Raw genomic sequence first — 18821 nt, forward strand, 5'->3', positions numbered from 1 at the left:
CGGATGATATACTTTGTTGTATAGCCGGTCATTACACTGAGCGAGGTGAGTAAGGAATGAATACAGCAAAGCCAGTAAACGCTTCCCGCTTAGAGCAGCCCTACTCGGAGCGGCAGCTTGGCCTGACGGAGCTTACGCCTTCTTATCGGGTTGACCTTCGCCCGCACAAAGATAAGGCATACGAGCGGTTTATCCGGGTGAATACGGTGAAGGATTGGTCGCAGCTGACCTGGGAGCGGGTAGGCAAACCTTACGAGGTGCGGACGATGTCGGAGGCCCGCAAGCAGTGGGAGCAGGAGCATGAGAAGGCGATGGATGCGAAGACGTCGTGGACGTATTTTAACAAAGCCTTTCATGAGTGGTTCGACAAGGATATCCCGAAAGAGATCAGCGGAGACCAATCTGCTTTTCTGAAGAGCCTCGCCACGTTCAAGCCATCGGAAATCCGTGCGGCTTTGGGCGATGTAGCCCGCATTCATCTATGGAATTATGTGCACCGCATTCAAGACGGCGTCTGGGATCCGCGCGGTAAACGGTCCTTGTTTGAAGGACTGAATGTCACGCGTCCGCGCATTCTGTTTCTCGGAGCAGCGGAGGGGTATGAGGCGATGCAGCTTGCGGCGCTTTATCCGGGAGCCGAGGTAGTGTTGGTCGATTATGACGCATACTGCAAGACCGTTCGTCACGGCGAGTTTCCCGATTCGTATCCGTTTCTCGGGTCCAGCACTTCTACAGGCGGGGCGAAGGTGTACTATAAGCCTGACTTTAATATCGAATACGTAGTCGATGACGTACGTAATCTATCATTTGGCAAGACGTTTGATATCGTGCTTTCGGTCGGCTTGCTGGAGCATTTCCCGGATACCTACAAACCGGAGGTTGTCGATTGGCACCGCAGATTCCTCAAAGACGGCGGCTATGCGATCTTCACCACACCGCGCAACCAATGGAAAAGCAGGCTGTTCTACGTCATTATGGCCGATATTATGAATCACACCTATCGCGAGCTGATGACGGTGGAGCAGATGGGACTCTATATTTATGAAAATGGCTTTGACATCATCCGCCATGGCTATATCAAGGCGCACAATGCGGTCATTGCCCAGGTGCGCTAAGGCGCAAGCTTCTTCGGTACAGTTTCGTGTAAGCACTTACAATCGGGGGCCGGCTTCGTCCGACTGACCGGGAGAGCAGGGATATCATGGCTTCCTTTGAGCAATTGTTGAAACGGCAGCAAGCCTGGTTTCAAACGGGCGAAAGCCGAGGGTATGCGTTTCGAATGGCGCAGCTGCGGAAATTGAAACAAGCCGTGGTGGAGCGTGAAGCTGCGATTATCACGGCGCTCCGCGCGGATTTAAATAAGAGCGAGCATGAAGCGTACACGCTGGAGATCGGTCCTTTCTACACCGAGATCAACTTTGCGATGAAACATCTGAAGAAATGGATGAAGCCGAAGCGGGTGAAGACGCCTTCCACGCATCTTGGCAGCCGGGGGTATGTGATGCCGGAGCCGCTCGGATCATCGCTCATCATCGCCCCTTGGAATTATCCCTTTAACCTCACATTAGTTCCGCTGATCGGCGCTATCGCCGCAGGCAACACCGCTGTATTGAAACCCTCCGAGCTGTCACAGGCAACGACTTCGTTAATAGCAGCCATAGTCGCGGATAGCTTCAAGCCGGAGTATATTGCTGTTGTCGAAGGTGGGGTTGAGGCGAGCCGGGCTTTGCTGGAGCAGCCTTTCGATCATATATTCTTCACCGGCGGCGTTGAGGTCGGCAAGTCGGTGATGGCTGCGGCCGCGAAACATCTGACGCCTGTTACCTTGGAGCTCGGAGGCAAGTCGCCGTGCATCGTGCATCATGATGCGTCTATTGCGCTTGCGGCCAGACGGATTGCCTTCGGCAAGTTTCTCAATAGCGGGCAGACCTGCCTCGCGCCTGACTACTTGCTGGTGCATCACAGCGTGAAGGATGAACTGCTGGCCGCAATCCATCAATCGGTGACGGCATTCTATGGCGAAGCGCCTTTGGAGCACCCGGACTATGGCGCGATCGTCACTCGCCGCCACTATGATCGGCTTCGCGCGTTCCTTGCGGATGGCACGGCTGCGATCGGCGGCGGGACGGATGACAAGAAGCTTCGCATCGCCCCGACCTTACTTGAAGATGTGGCGTGGGATTCCCCCATTATGCAGGAAGAGATCTTCGGGCCGATCCTGCCGGTGTTCACTTATGATGACCCGCGCGAGGTGGTGGCGATTGTGAATGCGCGGCCCAAGCCGCTGGCGCTGTATATTTTCAGCAAGGATCAGGCGGTGCAGCAGCTGTTTACGGGCAACATTTCCTTCGGCGGCGGTTGTATTAACGATACGCTTCTGCATATCGGAACACCATATCTGCCATTTGGCGGGGTAGGCCATAGCGGAACAGGCAGCTATCACGGCGAGCAAAGCTTCCGTACGTTCTCGCATATGAAGAGCATGCTGAAGCAGACAACGGCGTTTGATTTTCCGTTCCGCTACCCGTCTGCCAAGAATGGGCTTAAGTTTATCCGTATGCTAATGAAGCCTTAGGCGAAGAGGATGTGCAGACGATGTCGGATACCTATGCTTATTACAAGACGGTGTTTGAAGGCGTGCCGAAGCCGTTTGCATTCGTAGATTTGGATATGCTGGATCGCAACATCGCGGCGATTGCGAATGCGGCGGGAAGCAAGAAGGTGCGGATTGCGAGCAAATCGATCCGCTGCCTTGAGGTCATGAGGCGCATTCTGGCCAGCAGCCCGGTTTATCAAGGGATCATGTGCTACACCGCCGATGAAGCGGCGATGCTCGTGCGCGAAGGCTTCGATGACCTGCTGCTCGGTTACCCGCAGTGGCAGCCGGATCGGATCGCCGAGCTGGTTAGGTCCATCGGCGAGGGGCGCTCGATTACGTTTATGGTCGACTGTGCCGAGCATGTGCGGCAGATTGAGCGCATCGCCGCAGAGCAGGGAGTCGTCGTGCCGCTATGTCTGGATATCGATATGTCGGCCGATTATCCGGGATTGCATTTTGGCGTCTGGCGTTCGCCGTTATCGAGCTGGGAGCAAGCGTGCCCCGTTGCGGAGCTTATCGCCGCTTCGGCGTGGCTGAAACTGGACGGCATTATGGGCTACGAGGCGCAGGTTGCCGGTCTTGGCGATAATGTGGCAGGCAAGCAGTTGAAGAACAGCGTGATCCGCTGGTTGAAGAAACGATCGATTGCCGAAGTCGCGAAGCGGCGCCGCGAAGTCGTGGAAGGCCTTGAAGCGATGGGGGCCGCGGAGCTTCGTTTCGTGAATGCCGGCGGAACCGGCAGCATGGACAGCTCGCGTCTTGAGGCGTGCGTGACCGAGATAACAGCAGGCTCGGGGTTCTATGCGCCTGGCTTGTTTGACGCGTATACCGGGTTCCGATACGAGCCTGCGGCAGGGTTTGCGGTGGAAATTGTCCGCCGTCCGAGGCCCGATATCGTCACTTGTATGGGTGGCGGATATACAGCCTCCGGGGCCATAGGGATCGAGAAGCAGGCGCAGGTGTATTTGCCGGAAGGACTGGAGCTGTTTCCGCTAGAGGGAGCAGGCGAGGTGCAGACCCCTCTGCGCGTGAAGAACGGGCTGTCGCTGTCGCTCGGCGATCCGGTCTTCTTCCGCCATGCCAAAGCAGGCGAGCTGTGCGAGCGCTTCTTGCATCTGGTTGCGGTATCCAAGGGGCAAATCGTCGGTGAATATGCAACCTATCGCGGAATGGGGGCTTGTTTTCTATGAATGGACATGCGGCAATGCGCGTAGCGTGGTCGAATTGGTCAGGCTCCGTACAGGCTACTCCGAGTATGGTTCTGTATCCCGAATCCATAGAAGAGGTCGTCGACATTGTACGGATGTGCAGGCGTGAGGGGAGGAAGCTCCGGGTTGTCGGAACGGGGCATTCGTTTACGCCAATTGCAGCTTCCGGTGACGTGCTTGTTTCCCTGGACCGGATGCAGGGGTTGGTTGAAGTCGATGCTGCGGCAGAGACCGCCACGGTCTGGGCCGGTACGAAGCTGAAGCTGCTGGGTGAGTTGCTGTTTCAGCAAGGCTTGGCGCAGGAGAACCTTGGCGATATCGACGTCCAATCGATCGCGGGCGCCATCAGCACCGGCACGCATGGCACGGGCCGGGAGTTCGGCAATATCGCGACGCAGGTAATTGGACTGACGCTTGTAACCGGGGGCGGCGAGGTTGTCGAGTGTTCGCCGGAGTCCCATCCGGAGACGTTTCGGGGCATGCAAGTATCGGTGGGCGCACTCGGCGTGTTGGTGCAGGTGAAGCTGAGACTCCGCTCCGCATTCAAAATGCGCTACGAGAGCAGGCGGACGCAGCTGACGGCATGTTTGACACAGCTGCCAACACTTGCCGACTCGCATCGTCACTTCGAGATGTATTGGTTCCCCTATGCCGAGTCGTGTCAGCTCAAAATCATGAATGAAACGACCGAGCCTGTCACACCGCGGCGGGTGGGCGATTATATCAGCGATGTGGTGCTGGAGAATGGCGTATTCGGTCTGCTGTCAGGCATGTGCCGACGGGTGCCGAAGCTGTGCAAACCTATAAGCCGGTTCTCTGCGGCGCAGTTTCCCCTGTTTAGCAAGGTGGCGTACAGCCATCGTCTGTTCGCGACGAAGCGGCTCGTGCGCTTCAATGAGATGGAATACAATCTGCCCGCGGAGGCGATGCCCGCTGTCATTGAAGAGATGCGCGCGGTGATGGAAGAAGAGCGGTTCGCGGTTCATTTTCCGATTGAGTGCCGTTATGCCAAAGGGGATGACATCTGGCTGAGCCCCGCGTATGGCCGGGATTCTGCCTATATTGCCGTACATATGTATAAAGGGATGCCGTACGGGGCTTATTTTGCGGCGATGGAGAAGATCTTCCTGCGGCACGGGGGGCGGCCGCATTGGGGCAAAATGCACTCCCTTCGCGCCTCGCAGCTGCAGGAGCTGTATCCGATGTGGGACGCCTTCGTCCGTCTGCGGGAGCAGTATGATCCGGATGGCATTCTGCTGAATCCGTATTTGGAGAAGCTGTTCGGGGTTCCGGAGCTGTCGTTATGATAGGGGATCATGGTTTGAATCGAGAGCAAGAGCAAGAGCAAGAGCAAGAGCAAGAGCAAGGGGCTTCGCGCTGGTCCGTTATCGCTGCTTATGCGGGCGTGGTAGCAGTCACGCAGCTGCTGTGGGTGACGTTTACGCCGATTACGACGGATGCTTCCGAACAGTGGGGGGTATCCGTAGATGCCGTTGGGTGGCTGTCGCTCGTTTTTCCGCTGGTCTATGTGCTGCTGTCGATTCCGTTTGGCTTCGCATCGGATCGCAGCTTCCGCGGCGCGCTCACTTGGGGAGCCGGACTTACCGTTGCCGGCGCGTTGCTCCGCGTCGTGCCCGGGTATGAATATGCGCTTGCCGGACAGTTCATCATCGCCGTCGGTCAGCCGCTTGTGCTCAATGCGGTGAACAAAATGGCGGTGCTCTATGCGGCACCGCCAAAACGTCCAATTGCCATTGCAGCCGGCACGGCCAGCTTGTTTGTCGGCATCATGATCTCCAATGTGACGGTGCCTTTTCTGCTGGAATGGGGCGGAATGCCTGCCGTGCTGTGGACGCAGGCGCTTATTGGTGCAGCCGCTTGCCTCGCGCTGCTGGTAACTCTTCGCAAGCCTCCCCTGTACGAAGGGGCGACGGATGCAGAGCCCGCACCGGCGCTGCGCACCTTACGGGCGCTTTGGTCGCAGCAGTGGGTTCGATTATTCAGCTTGCTCCTGTTTGCGGGCTTCGGTATTTTCATTACGCTGGCGACATGGCTTGAAGTATTGGCGGATGCAATCGGCTATGATTCGGTGCAGGTCGGAACAGGCTTAGGACTCATGACGGCGGCTGGGATTATCGGGGCGGCGGTATTGCCGGACTTCGCAATGCGCGGGAATCGTGCACGAAACGTGCTTGTGCTGTCACTCGCGGTTAGCGCGGTACTGCTCGTATTCCTTGCGGCAGGCATGCCTGCCTGGCTGTTTATGACGCTGCTGGCTTTAGCCGGTCTGCTGCTGCTGGCTGACTTGCCCATTGTGCTTTCTTTTGCCGAAGCCAAAGCGGAGCCGCGCACTGCCGGGGCTATTACGGGGCTGCTGCTCTTGTTCGGCAATCTGGGCGGCATCGTGCTGTCCCTGCTTGTGCAGCTGCTGCTGGACGAACGCGTTCTGGCGATCGGCGCGCTCGCGGTCGTGACGGTCGTCATCGTACCCTTTGCCCTTCAATTTCCGGGGAAATCAAAACCACACAAATAAGGAGCGAAACAACCCGCGTTTGCGTGCAGGCGACGGGACAGCGACTGGCGATTCGATGGCTGCTGCGGTTTCGGCCGCGTATGAAGGTATGCTCAAGGGCGGGATCGGCTGCTTGGCAAATTCGATGGCTGCGCTCAGGTGATCAATCATCTTGCGCAGCTCCTCCAGCTCCGAGCGATGCTGCAAAATTTGCGCAGCGACAACCTCGTCGGCTTTCTGTTCCAGCCTGCGCTCCACCTGTACCAAGCGGCAGTGAATCTCGGAGTCATACGTTTCCGATGCTGCAGCTACTTGCTCGTTGTTGCCGAATAGCAGGGAATGCGATGCCTGTGCGGCTGAATTCAATGGCTGTTCCGGCTGCTGCTCGGGTTCCGGTAACACGATCATATCCATCGTTTCACCGCGTTCGAGCGATTCTTTGATATAAGCGAGCATCGACAGGTCACGGGACGAGAATACATAATGGCCGAATCGATCCTTTTGAAAATAATGAGGGAAGTGGGAAGCCCAGCGTTTGACCGTGGTTTGACTGACGTTCAACGACTCAGCCGCATCCTTGCTCTTGACTAGTTCCAATCCTATCACTCCGTTCGGGTGGAATGCATAGGTAATTCGCGGTTCGGAAACCACTCCCTGCAAGGGCGACAAAGGAAGTGCTCATTCGCTAAACAAAGTGGTTTTACGCGCCATCTCGCGCTTTCGCGGCGGTTGCCGTTCGTCAAGTTTCCCGTTGATTTCGGGCACTTTCGCAGGACGCGAGGCTCCGAGAGAAGGAGTCTGGGGGAGATCGCAAGAGGATCTCTGTGTGATCTACATTGGCTCGAATTTTGAGGGTCGAGCCACAAGTAGATCTCCAGGTGAGCTACATGTGACTTGAATTCAGTTAAACGAGTACAAGAGGATCTCTGTGTTATCTACATTTGCTCGAATTCTCAGAATGAAGCACAAGTAGATCTTTGGGTGAGCTTCATGGGGCTTGTATTCAGCGAAACGAGCACAAGTAGATCTCTGGATGAGCTACATTGGCTCGAATTCTCTGAATGCAGCACAAGAGGATCTCTGTATGATCTACATTGGCTCGAATTCTGAGAATACAGTACAAGTAGATCTCTAGTTAAGCTACATGTGACTTGAATTCAGTTTACCGAGCACAAGAGGAGCGTCATCGGTTCCTACCCGAAAAAACAAAAAGCCGAGAGCCCCAAATCCCGGCTCCCAGCCCTCTAAGCTGTCTTTACTAGCGTTCTAACCAACCCTCTACCACAAACCTACTTCCCGCCGCTCCCGAAGCTGTTCACGTCGATAAACGGTGTCGCTCCGCCGGTCACGTTTGGCAGGCTGCCGTCCCATTTGTCCACGGCCATCTCCTGCACCTCGATTTGCTTCAGCTGGATGAGCTCCGGCGTCACTTCTTGCTTCTTCAGCTTCAGGGATTCCGCTTCGGCCTGCGCCTGCGCGATCTTCTGCTTCGCCTCGATTTGAACCCGTTTGAGGTCGTTTTCGGCCTTCAACGCCTGCTGCTGCGCAACCTGCTTCGCTTCGATCGACGCGTTGAACGCATCGGAAAACTTGAAGTTCACGATATTAATGTCGGCCACGATTAAATTATACTTCGCGAGCCGCGTCGTTAGATGCTCCCGGACTTCGCCGGCGACGACGTCGCGCTTGGCGATCAGATCTTCAGCGGGATAGCGTGCCGTCACTTCTTTGACGATTTCCTGAATGGCGGGGTTCACGATGACGTTGTCGAACGAGCCGCCGACGTTATTCATCAGCTTATACGCAGCCGCTTTGTCGACGGAATAGTTGACGGCCACATGCGTCGAGACCGGCTGCAAATCCTTCGAAGACGCGCTCGTATCGGTCTCCGCCTTGGTCACCTGCACATTGACCTGAATGATGCTTTGCACGAACGGGATCTTCATGTGAATGCCCGGCGACAGTATGTTATCATTTAATTTGCCGAACGTTTTGTACAAGCCGACATTGCCGTACTGGACCGTCTGAAAACCGTTAAAGGCGACGATGACGCCGACGACGATCAACAGACTGAATAGAATGTAAGGCTTCAAGTTCACTTTTTTCACCGGATTCGGTTCAACAACATGCATGGACGACCCCTCCTCATAAATAGCTATGCGCATTTTAAGGGATACATACGAGGTTGCATGGAAAAAGGTTCCTAAACGTAACGTAAAAGGAGATGACGCGAAAATGGAACATACAGCGCAAGAAGCGGCAGAGTGGATGGTACAGGAGCTGAAGTCGGCAGGCATGCTGCGTCAGGAGCAGGCGGTCGCGCATATTAAGGCGCATTTCGGGGAGCAGTTTATTTACGTCAATGAGAATGGCAACGAATCCATCGACAAGGAAGTCAAGAAAGCATTCAAAAAGCTGCACGGCGGGCGCGCAGCTTGGGAGCGGGACGGGTTTTTCTGGGGCTGGGTATAAAGGTGAAGCGAGCTGACACAAGCTACACGGTGTAGTCGATTTTGCCATCGGCCCAGATGATGAGCTGTTTGGCTGCCGCGTCATATTCGACGAGGCCGTGTGTAGAATAGTACCAAGTCTTCTGATCAACCGCGCCATCCGCGACGAGAAAGATATTGAGCTCGTCGTTATGCCGGCAAATCGGTGCGCCGATGGACTCATCCACGGCATCAATGCAGAGCTTCCAGCCTTCCCGGCCCTCTGCAGGCGCGACGGAGAATGGGAGCTCATGCTTCTTCGAATCGAGAAATAATCGGCCGCCAACGGTGTGGCGAATGTACAAATGATCCAATGGAATCCCTCCTTGACAAAGCTAACTATAACACACATACTTACATAAAGTAAGTGAGTAAAAATGAAATCATGAGGAGTGTTCTGGAGCATGATCGCAATCTATCCGGCAGCATCGAGGCATTCTGGGGACTTGGGATGGCTACAGTTTAATTTTAGTTTTTCATTTGCAGATTATTACGATCCGGACAATTTGAATTTTGGTCCGCTGCGCGTATTTAATGAGGATTATATTCAGCCAAGCAAAGGATTCGGCACGCATCCGCACCGGGATATGGAGATCGTTACGGTTGTGATGAAGGGCGAATTGGCGCATGAGGACAATACGGGCGGCAAAGAGATTTTAAGATCTGGCGAGGTACAGCGGATGACAGCGGGAACGGGCATTTTGCACTCCGAGGTCAATTCTTCGGACACCGAAGTAGCTAACCTGCTGCAGATGTGGTTCCTCCCCGAAGCAAAAGGGCTTACGCCGTCTTACGAGCAAAAGGCGTACGATCCAGCTGCGATGAAGAACGCGCTGCTTCCCATTGTCTCGAAGCGTCTTCAGAGCGAAACGATTACATCGATTCACCAGGATCTCACCATTTATCTCTCCCGCCTGGAAGCGGGTAACAGCGTTCCGTTCGAGCAGGATGCCGAACGCAAAATCTTCCTGTTCGTGATGGAAGGCGAAGTGACGTTAAATGGGGAGCATCATTTGAGCCGAAGCGACTCCGCGCGCATTACCGATCTTGAGGAGCTTGTTATTGCCAGCGCGAATGGCGGGCAATTCATGCTCATCGATTTGCCATAAATCTGCTCGGTCCGCGCATAAGCAGGGCTGTTGCCGTTAACAATGAGAGTACACCTGAAATCTAGCAATGGAGGGACTCTCGTGAATTATAAACCGGCGCAACTAGACGGACAGTTACTGGCGCAGCTGCAGCAATTCGAATCCGATTTGCGTAAGCAGACAAGCAGCAATATCGTGTTAATCGCCTATCAAACGACTGCTGAGGAAGCAGATAACGGAGCAGCGGCAGGCGGGAAGTAAGTGAGATACAAGAAGAGCACCGGCCTTAGTGGTCGGTGCTCTTCTTGTGTTGTTTTGATGGATAGAAATGAGTGGGACTTTTTTCCTGCAATATGTTTGTGACTTTTGGAGGACATCGGCTTCCGGCTGTCGAAAATTACTAAAAGATGTCACTAAACTGTTCGGGTAGGAGAGCCGGTATGAAATTAATTTCGGGAAACGCGTTTGGACAAACCTTTCGCAAATTTGGCGAGGACAAGGAAGAGTATACGAAGGTGCTTTTCCTCTTTATTTATTTGTTTGCGGTTTCATCGGCCTCAACGGTTGGCAGAACGGCGGCGGATGCGTTGTTTCTATCGCGTTTTGGCGCCTCACAGCTTTCCTTTATGTATGTGCCGCAGTCGGCGGCGCTTCTCTTAATCGGACTGCTGTTCCAGCGGTTCAGTCCGCGGTTTCGGATGGACCATCTGCTAAAGCTGCTCATTCCGCTAATTTCAGGGCTGGTGCTATTATCGCGGTTTGGCGTAGGCATGGATTTCAGCTGGGTGTACCCGGTTATCTATGTTGGCTATGATGTGTTCAACTTCCTTATGATTGTCTGTTTCTGGCAGTTTGCAGCTTCCGTTCTGGATCAGCGCAAGGTGAAACGGACCATCGGGCTTGTCGGCAGCGGCGGGCTTATGGGCGGTATTATAAGCGGTTTCGGCTTGAAGCTGGTTGTTCCGTTAGTGGGGACAGCTAATTTGATTTGCTTCTATGCCGCACTTCAGCTGCTTGCGCTTGTGGCGGTTATCCGGTTATTGAAGCTCGCAGGGAAAGGGTCTGACCTATTTACGTCTGTTAAGCCTCAACGTAAGCAGTCCGGCGGCGGCGGGATGAAGACGAAGGATAGCGGAGGCCTGTTCCGGAACGTCCCCCATCTCAAATATATAGCGATCATGTCGGCAGCGCTCGTAATTACCCTTACGCTGATCGACTATCAGTTTAAGGTTATTTTGCGCGGTACGCTTCAGGATGAGGCATTGGCCGGATTTATGGGGAGCTTTTATGGATTTTCCGGATTGCTGGCGTTGTTTATTCAGCTCTTTGTCGCTGGGAAGCTGCTCACCCGATTCGGTGTCATGACGGCCATATTGGTATTCCCGATTGCGCTGTTCACCGGAAGCCTCGGCGTATTGATGATGCCGGTGCTGGCGATGGTTGTGATTGTAAAAGGGAGCGACAAGGTGCTTGGCGATACGATTTATTCTTCGGTCAGCCAGCTCGTCATGTTTCCGATTCCGCCGGAGTGGCGCAACTCGGCGAAGAGCTTCCTGGATGGCGTCGTTCGCAACGGTGCCAAAGGAATCGCCGCCGTCAGCTTGATTTTGCTGTCTCAGCTGCTGACGACGCAGCAGTTCAGCTATGTGATTTTGGCACTGCTATGCGTCTGTATTGTAGCGGCGGTGAAGGTAAAGGGGGCTTACCTGGAGGCGCTGCTGTCTACCTTGAAGACCAGGGGGCATGACCTGCATGAGGGGCAGCTGGATCTGATGGATCCTGCCAGCTTGCGGGTACTGACGGATACGCTTGTGCAGCCGGATAAAGTGCAGGTTCTTTATGCGCTGAAGATTTTGCAGGATATAGACGGCTTTGACCTTATGCCGCATCTGGAAGGCTTGCTTCGCCATCCCTCGCAGGAGGTTTGTGTAGAGGCGCTTCGCTACATGGAACGCAAGCAGCCGGCCGGTCAAGAAGACGTGCTGCTGGCGCTCATTGGGGAAGGGCATAGCCGCGTTCGTGCGGCTGCCATTCTTGCGCTTGCCGCTTATGCGAAAGATGAGCATTTGGATGACATTACGGCGCGGCTTAGCGAGGAAGATATGGATGTGAAGTCGGCCGCCATTGCCGGGTTGATTAAGTATTACGGCATCGAAGGGATGTTCCGAGCGGTCGGTACGTTGAAGGAGCTGATGGAGAGCTCCCGCGAGGATGAGCGTACATCGATGGCGATTTTGTTCGGCCGGATCGGCATTCGGGAGTTTTACAAACCGCTGATTCCACTGCTTCGCGACGGGGCGCCGCAGGTTCGTAAATTTGCCGTGCAGTCCGCTGCCGTGCTGCAGGTGCCGGAGCTTGTTCCGCATATCGTGCCGCTGCTGCAGCATAACGAGACGAGAGAGGCCGCGGTGGATACGCTGGCCGCTTATGATGAACGAGAAATTCTCAAGCTGCTCGTCACGTATTTTGACGTGGATTCGGTATTGCTGCATTTGCCGAAAGTGTTTGAACGCATCGGTGGGCAACAAGCTTTTGACTTGCTGTTTCAGCGGTATGCATCGGCTAATTTCGAGATGCGGGATAAGCTGCTGGAAGCGATGACCCGGATGCGCAAAGGCGTGCAGCAAGTGGATGCCAAAGGATTCGAGGCGAACATCTTGCTCGAGCTTGAGCTGTACGGCCGGTTTACGTCGTACCAAGGTGATCTGATTGCAGTTGAAGGGTATAAGGAAGTAGCGGAGGCGGTCGAGCAGGTCCGTTCGGCGATGATGAAGCGGATATTTCTGCTGCTCGGTTTTATCTATGAGGCCAAAACCATCCAAGCCGTGTATGCCAACTGGACCGAAGGCGGTGCTCGCCAACAGGCAAACGCGGCAGAAATTATCGACCAGCTGGTGCAGGGGAACCTGCGGATGGAGCTGGCGAAGCTGATGTCGGCTTCCCGGACCGTGACGGCGAATGTCGTGAAGAACGAGGCGGCGCTTGATCTGGACTGGATGAACGATCAGGGCGATGAATGGCTCTGCCAAGTGATTCAATTTGCTTCGCGGAGCAAGGTGGATGCGGCGGCTCCGGGCCGCTATTCCGTAGATGAGACATGGCTAAGCGAGCAAATGGAACGAATCGCGATGTTGAAAAACGTCTCCTTATTCGATGGGTTGTCCGCTCGGGAGCTGTCTCTGATTGCGATGCGCATGGAACGGGTGACCTATTCGAAGGGAGCTACCGTGTTTCAGGTGAATGATCCCGGTGATGCGCTCTATCTCATTCAAAGCGGACGAACCGGAATTTACCGCGGAACTGACAAGCTCAATGAGCGTACTGCCGGGGAGTGTTTCGGACAGACCGCCATATTGACGCGCCGGCTGCGCACGGCTACTGTTATGGCGGAAGAGGATCTGGTATTGTGGCGGCTCGATTCCTCGAGCTTCTACGATGTCATCTTTGACCGCACAGGCATCGCCTTGGAAATGATGAAGCTGCTTTCGAGGCGTCTGCGCTCGAAGCTGGCACAGAAATCGTCGGTTGGTGCGATGCCTGCGGATGAGCACCATGCGGAAGTGGCGGCAGCTTCGGCTGTCGCTGCAGACGGGGCAGACGCGGTGTCTTCGCAAGAGGAGCTCGGCATGGCGAACGATATTATTTTGCGCCGGGTGCTGATCTTGCAAAAGATCGACCTGTTTGCCCGTTTATCCCAAGAGGATGTCATCGCGCTCGCGCAGCTTGTCGAAGAAGTGGAGTACGCGGCGGGTGAAACGATCTGCCGGGTTGATGATTACGGCGATACGTTGTACGGTATTATAGAGGGAAGCGTTCGTGTACATAAGGGCAGCGAAACATTCGCGACGCTTGGAGAAGGCGAATGCTTCGGCGAAATGGCCGTCATCGACAGCGGACTTCGTTCCGCGGACTGCACGGCAGCGAGCCGGGCGGTTCTGCTTCAGCTGCACCGCGACCAAGTGTTCACGCTATGCTTCCAGAACATCGGCGTGCTCCGAAGCATGATGCAGGTACTTGCAGACAGGCTTCGCGGGATGCTGTAAGCTGAAGGTGGAATGCGACATGCTGAGTGCTGAAGCTGAAGAGCTGAGGAGCTGGATGCGGGAAAGCTTACAGCCGAAAAGCTGAATGCTGGAGATCGGAAATGGAATGTTGGAGATGGAGAGCGGAAGCCGAAGTCGGCGGTTTGCGCCGTTTAAGTGTAAGAGGGAGTGAAGGTTTGAAGTGAAACGCATCATGCAATTCATTATCTTAATAAGCGGCTTAGCTGTACTGCTTGCGGCATGTGGCGGCAAGAGCGAAACGCCGTTAACGTTCATCGACAAAGTCGGCTCGACTGACTTGAGTGCGGAGAAAAGCGGGGACGACGTAAAGTTTGGCATTACCGAGAAGGAGCTCGTTACCGCATTAGGGAAACCGCAGCGCACGCTCAACAATGGACGGACATTTCTATTCATGTACGAGGAATATCAGTATACTTCGCTCGAAAATGTCGTGCTGGCGTACTCGCTCGGCCCCAAAGTCGCTACGGCTAAAGGCGTGAAGCTGGGCGATACCCGAGAGAACGCGCAAAAGCTGTACGGGGAGAGCTATTATACGCGCGGGAATGCGATCGGCTACATCGATAAAGAGAACCGATTAGCGCTGGAGTTCGAGTTAAAGGACGACCGAATCGCGGCAATCTCGGTGTCGGCACTAGCGATGTATGAGTAAAGGGGGAAGGACAGCTCGGGATTGAGGAGCTGTCTTTTTTTTGCTTGCGTTTCGTTGAAAGCGATTAAAAATCCATCCCATTCCCCCGAGTTGGACGCTGAGAGTGCTGAAGTCGAACTCTCATCGCCGAAACCAAGCCGAAAAGAAGCTGAGAGTTCCAAAACCGGACTCTCAGCCACCAAATTAACTCAAATCCGCTGGCGCTGGACGCTGAGAGTGCTGAAATTGAACTCTCAGCGCCAAAACCAAGCCGAAAAGAAGCTGAGAGTTCCAAAAACGAACCCTCAGTAACCAAACTTACTCAAATCCCCTGGCGCTGAAGGCTGAGAGTGTCGAAATCGAACTCTCAGCACCAAAACAACGCCGAAATGCAGCTGAGAGTTCCAAAAACGAACTCTCAGTAACCAAACTAACTCAAATCCTCGCGTAATGAAGGTTGAGAGTGCAGAAATTGAACTCTCATCGCCAAAACCAAGTCGAAAAGGAGCTGAGAGTAGGAAAATCCGACGCTCAGCTCCCAAACCACACCTAAATGAATCTGAGAATCGGAAAACACGACTCTCAGCAATAAATCAAACCTAAATTAACCCTGTGGGGACGTTGAGAGTAGGAAAACCCGACGCTCAAATCCAAAACCAACCCGAATTAAGTCTGAGAGACGGGAAACACGACTCTCAATATTCAACCTAACTAATTCGAACCTGGGGAAGATCGTTCTACTTGGGGCTACCACCATTCTGCAGGCCACCGAGTGACTATTCGCGCCACGCGTCTACGGCTGCACCCCGCCAGCCGCCACGCCATGGCCATCCCCCGCCGCGCCGCCATCCCCTCCGCCCAAGCCGCAAAGCGGCCCTCACGAAAAAGCCGCCCCGCATAACCGGGGGCGGCCAACTTCCAACATCTAAATCAGGTCCACATAAAGCGGACCATACGTCTCTTCCTTGCCTCCGGCGACGAGCTTCATCTCCAGCATGTCGCCGTCCGCCAGCGGACCGACGCCGGCCGGTGTGCCGGTGTAGATGACATCGCCGGCGCCAAGTCCCATGTTGGTGCCGATGAAGTCGATCAGCTGCTGCAGCGGGAAGATCATGTCCTGCGGGCAGCCGGCCTGCACCGTCTCCTCGTTCTTAAGCAGGCTGAAGGTTAACTGCGTGAAATCCTCCACGCCGGTAAACGGGCTGAACGGACTCAGCACCGCGGAACCGACGAAGCCTTTCGCGAGCAGCCAAGGATGGCGCTTCTCCTTCAGCTTCGACTGCACATCGCGCGCGGTTAGGTCGATGCCGAGCGCGATGCCGTCCACAAGCTCCTCGGCCTTCATGCCCGGGCGGTAGCTGGCACCGATGCGCACGACAACCTCCAGCTCATAATGGATTTCGCCGATGGTGCCAGGCAGTTCAAGCTTGCCCACTGCGGGATGAAGCGCATGGGTGGGCTTGGAGAAGATCATCGGCTCCTCCGGTACATCGTTGCCGAGCTCTTTGGCATGCAGGGCATAATTGCGTCCAACGCAATAAATATTGCGGATCGATTCCATGGATATAACGTCCTTTCGCATGAGGAAAATGGTACTTCACAACAGGGTTTTAACGCTATTAATATCATAGCACGATTGGGGCATTTTCAATAAGCTCGGAACTCGTCCAAGGCACTCGTTATCCTTATTAGGGAACTCGCCGAAGGCGCTCATATCCATTTGATTTGGCGCCGAAGGCGCTGATATCCCTTTTCACAGGTGTAGAAAAGGTCGCTTTTTTAAACACAACCTTGAAAAAGCAAACCTCACTCCTTGATTTCGCGCATTGTTGCTGATGCCTCTGTGCATGATAATAAGCGTATATCAACCCGAGGGGGAATAGAGAACATGGCAAGCAAAACATTGAAAACAACTGCAATCGCGTTGTCGGCAGCAGCCTTGCTGCTTGGAGCAACAGCTTGTGGCAACAAAACTGACAACACAGCAGATAATACGAATACAGGTACAAACGCAGGCGGCAACAAAGGTGACGAGAAAGTAACGATCACGTTCCAGAACATCTACCCGGATCCTGAAACGCCTTCCTACAAAATGCTTCACTCGCTCGTGGATCAATACCAGAAGGATCACCCGAACGTAACGATCGAGCTGGATACGCTCAACACCGACCAACAGAAGCTGAAGCTTAAAACACAAGCCGCTTCCAAAGAAGTGCCGGACATCACAATCGTGAATCCATCCGCACAAATGAAGCCTTTCGTAGACGCCGGCCTCTTCGCTCCGCTGAACGACATGCTGGATCAGAACGGCCTGAAAGATACATTCCAAAAAGGTCTTCTCGACTACTACAGCTTCGACAACAACGTATACGCGTTGCCTGACGGCAACAACATCGAAGTTGTTTACTACAACAAAGATCTGTTCGCACAGGCTGGCATCACTGAAGTGCCAACGACGTACGAGCAATTCATCGATGACGTGAAGAAATTGAAAGCAAAAAACATCACGCCAATCGCAATCGGTGAAAAAGATTCCTGGACAGGTTCGTTCTTGTTCATGAACGTATTGCTTCGCACAAACGGCGGCCCTGGCTTCCTGCAAGACGTGCAAGACGGCAAGAAAACATTCAACGATCCTGCATTCGTAGACGCAGTATCCAAAATGCAAGACCTGATCCAAGCAAAAGCATTCAACGAAGGTGCAACTTCCGTTGACTACAATACAGGCGGCAACCTCTTCAAAACAGGTAAAGCGGCTATGATGATCATGGGTACTTGGGAAACAGGCGCAATCGATGCTTCCTCCGTTGGCGGCAAAGTCGGCGCATTCAAATTCCCTACAGTCGGCGGCAAAGGCGATCCAGACCAATTCATGCTTGCTCCGGGTTCCGCATTCGCAATCTCGGCTAACAGCAAACATCTGCAAGCTACAAAAGATTTCTTGAACTACTTCATGCTGAACATGCCTAAGAAACAGTTCGAGCTGAAAAACGCAGTAGGTAGCGGTCAAATCATTGAAGGCGACTTCAAAGCAGCCGGCTACTCCGACCTTGCAATCAGCGTGCTTGATCTGTTCAAAGGCGTTAAAGGCGGCGACCTGGCATTCGATAACACAATGAAACCTGCGATCGCGCAAGCTCACCTTAGCAGCATCCAAAACATGTTCGTTCAAAAGGTTGACCCTGCAGCGGTAGCTCAGGAACACCAAGCAGCATTTGACGCGAACAAATAAGAATCATAATAGCTAGTCGTTTGCGGGTGGAGGCATTCTTAGCGGCTTCCACCCGTTTACGACTTTCTTTTCAATCCATTACGATCAGGAGGCAACCCCAGTGAATGTTTTAAAAGTCCCGGCCCGCACTATTGCAGTTTTCGTCCTGCCGTGTCTGCTTCTCTATATCTGCCTCGTGTTCGTTCCGATCGTCGTTTCGGTTTACGACAGCTTGCTGGATTGGGACAGCATCAACAAGGCGAAATTTATCGGGCTCGATAACTTTAAAACGATCCTGACCGAAGATAACAACTTCTGGCCATCCGTTCGCCGCACATTGATGTACTCGGTATTTTCCATGTTGGAAATTCCGATCTGTCTTTTTATCGCAGCACTGATGAATCGTTACGTGCGTAAAGCAAACACGCTGGTTTCGCTATACTTTGTACCTGTAATTCTGTCTGTTGTTATCATTGGTCAGCTTTGGAAAACCATCTATAACCCAACTGAAATGGGCGGTATGCTGAACGGCGTTCTGACCGCGGTTGGACTGGAAAGCTGGACGCGCAGCTGGCTCACAGAGCCGAAAGTCGCGATGTACTGTCTGTATTTTGTATCCCTTTGGCAATACTTCGGTTACCATTTGCTCATTCAATACACCGGTGTACAGAACATTTCGAGTGAAATCTATGAAGCGGCCAAAATCGACGGCGCGGAAGGCTTTAAATCCGACTGGTACATTACGTATCCGATGGCGATTCCGATCTTCAAAATCTCGATCATTCTTGCGTTTATCGGCTCCTTGCAAGCCTTCGACCTTGTTTGGGTTATGACAGGCGGCGGTCCCGCACATGCAACGGATACCATTTCGATGCATATGTACAACATGTCGTTCCTATCCCTCAAATACGGATACGGAAGTGCACTCGCTACAATCCTTGTAATGATTTGCTTAATCTTTACGGTCGTCATCAATTTCGTCTTTAAAAAAGTCGAAGCGAAATACAGCTAGAAGGGAGAAC

16 protein-coding genes are annotated in these 18821 nt (G+C 53.7%); 12 read left to right on the top strand and 4 right to left on the bottom strand.

The genetic code is table 11. The annotated features are described in order from the left end of the window. The first annotated feature begins 56 nt into the window (after positions 1-56). The 5 genes from I8J30_RS22135 (at position 57) to I8J30_RS22155 (ending at position 6340) form a co-directional block, all read left to right on the top strand. Positions 57-1115: a class I SAM-dependent methyltransferase gene (locus I8J30_RS22135; RefSeq protein WP_210661802.1), complete on the top strand. Its 1059-nt coding sequence runs from the start codon at positions 57-59 to the stop codon at positions 1113-1115. 86 nt (positions 1116-1201) lie between these two features. After that, complete coding sequence (locus tag I8J30_RS22140) at positions 1202-2575, top strand: aldehyde dehydrogenase (RefSeq protein WP_210661804.1); 1374 nt, start codon at positions 1202-1204, stop codon at positions 2573-2575. 20 nt (positions 2576-2595) lie between these two features. Beyond that, the gene (locus I8J30_RS22145; protein WP_210661807.1) at positions 2596-3789 is read left to right on the top strand and encodes an amino acid deaminase/aldolase; all 1194 of its coding nucleotides are present in this window, start codon (positions 2596-2598) and stop codon (positions 3787-3789) included. Beyond that, a complete protein-coding gene (locus I8J30_RS22150; RefSeq protein WP_240548278.1) occupies positions 3786-5114 on the top strand; it encodes a D-arabinono-1,4-lactone oxidase in 1329 nt (442 codons plus the stop codon). The genes I8J30_RS22145 and I8J30_RS22150 overlap by 4 nt, the downstream gene beginning before the upstream one ends. Positions 5115-5128: 14 nt before the next feature. Continuing rightward, positions 5129-6340, top strand: coding sequence for an MFS transporter (locus I8J30_RS22155; protein ID WP_210661809.1), 1212 nt, complete (start codon positions 5129-5131; stop codon positions 6338-6340). On the opposite strand, the gene I8J30_RS22160 is transcribed toward I8J30_RS22155, so the two are convergent. After that, positions 6323-6916 carry a MerR family transcriptional regulator gene (locus I8J30_RS22160; protein WP_210661811.1) on the bottom strand — a complete coding sequence of 198 codons (594 nt, stop codon included), beginning with the start codon at positions 6914-6916 and terminating at the stop codon, positions 6323-6325. The two genes, I8J30_RS22155 and I8J30_RS22160, sit on opposite strands and share 18 nt — an antisense overlap. A gap of 692 nt (positions 6917-7608) precedes the next feature. Continuing rightward, complete coding sequence (locus I8J30_RS22165) at positions 7609-8451, bottom strand: prohibitin family protein (RefSeq protein ID WP_091224458.1); 843 nt, start codon at positions 8449-8451, stop codon at positions 7609-7611. 103 nt (positions 8452-8554) lie between these two features. Here I8J30_RS22165 and I8J30_RS22170 point away from each other — a divergent pair, with 103 nt between their 5' ends. Beyond that, complete coding sequence (locus I8J30_RS22170) at positions 8555-8791, top strand: DUF6953 family protein (RefSeq protein ID WP_210661813.1); 237 nt, start codon at positions 8555-8557, stop codon at positions 8789-8791. Between the two features lie 22 nt (positions 8792-8813). On the opposite strand, the gene I8J30_RS22175 is transcribed toward I8J30_RS22170, so the two are convergent. Further along, positions 8814-9122, bottom strand: coding sequence for a hypothetical protein (locus tag I8J30_RS22175; RefSeq protein ID WP_210661815.1), 309 nt, complete (start codon positions 9120-9122; stop codon positions 8814-8816). Positions 9123-9212: 90 nt separating this feature from the next. Here I8J30_RS22175 and I8J30_RS22180 point away from each other — a divergent pair, with 90 nt between their 5' ends. From I8J30_RS22180 to I8J30_RS22195, 4 genes are all read left to right on the top strand, one after another. Beyond that, entirely contained in the window at positions 9213-9917 is a 705-nt protein-coding gene (locus I8J30_RS22180) for a pirin family protein (RefSeq protein WP_210661817.1), read from the top strand. Between the two features lie 81 nt (positions 9918-9998). Continuing rightward, the gene (locus I8J30_RS22185) at positions 9999-10157 is read left to right on the top strand and encodes a hypothetical protein (RefSeq protein WP_240548289.1); all 159 of its coding nucleotides are present in this window, start codon (positions 9999-10001) and stop codon (positions 10155-10157) included. A gap of 179 nt (positions 10158-10336) precedes the next feature. Continuing rightward, complete coding sequence (locus I8J30_RS22190) at positions 10337-13939, top strand: Npt1/Npt2 family nucleotide transporter (RefSeq protein ID WP_210661820.1); 3603 nt, start codon at positions 10337-10339, stop codon at positions 13937-13939. A gap of 181 nt (positions 13940-14120) precedes the next feature. Beyond that, positions 14121-14609: a hypothetical protein gene (locus tag I8J30_RS22195; RefSeq protein WP_210661821.1), complete on the top strand. Its 489-nt coding sequence runs from the start codon at positions 14121-14123 to the stop codon at positions 14607-14609. A 904-nt stretch (positions 14610-15513) separates the two neighbouring features. On the opposite strand, the gene I8J30_RS22200 is transcribed toward I8J30_RS22195, so the two are convergent. Next, a complete protein-coding gene (locus I8J30_RS22200; RefSeq protein WP_210661823.1) occupies positions 15514-16149 on the bottom strand; it encodes a fumarylacetoacetate hydrolase family protein in 636 nt (211 codons plus the stop codon). A 327-nt stretch (positions 16150-16476) separates the two neighbouring features. On the opposite strand from I8J30_RS22200, the gene I8J30_RS22205 reads away from it, so the two are divergent. Both I8J30_RS22205 and I8J30_RS22210 read left to right on the top strand, forming a co-directional pair. Then, positions 16477-17820, top strand: a complete 1344-nt coding sequence (locus I8J30_RS22205) for an extracellular solute-binding protein (RefSeq protein WP_210661825.1) — start codon at positions 16477-16479, stop codon at positions 17818-17820. Positions 17821-17920: 100 nt separating this feature from the next. Next, the gene (locus I8J30_RS22210; protein ID WP_210661827.1) at positions 17921-18811 is read left to right on the top strand and encodes a carbohydrate ABC transporter permease; all 891 of its coding nucleotides are present in this window, start codon (positions 17921-17923) and stop codon (positions 18809-18811) included. Positions 18812-18821 lie beyond the last annotated feature (10 nt).

This window comes from Paenibacillus lignilyticus, from assembly GCF_017942085.1.
GTDB lineage: Bacteria > Bacillota > Bacilli > Paenibacillales > Paenibacillaceae > Paenibacillus_Z > Paenibacillus_Z lignilyticus.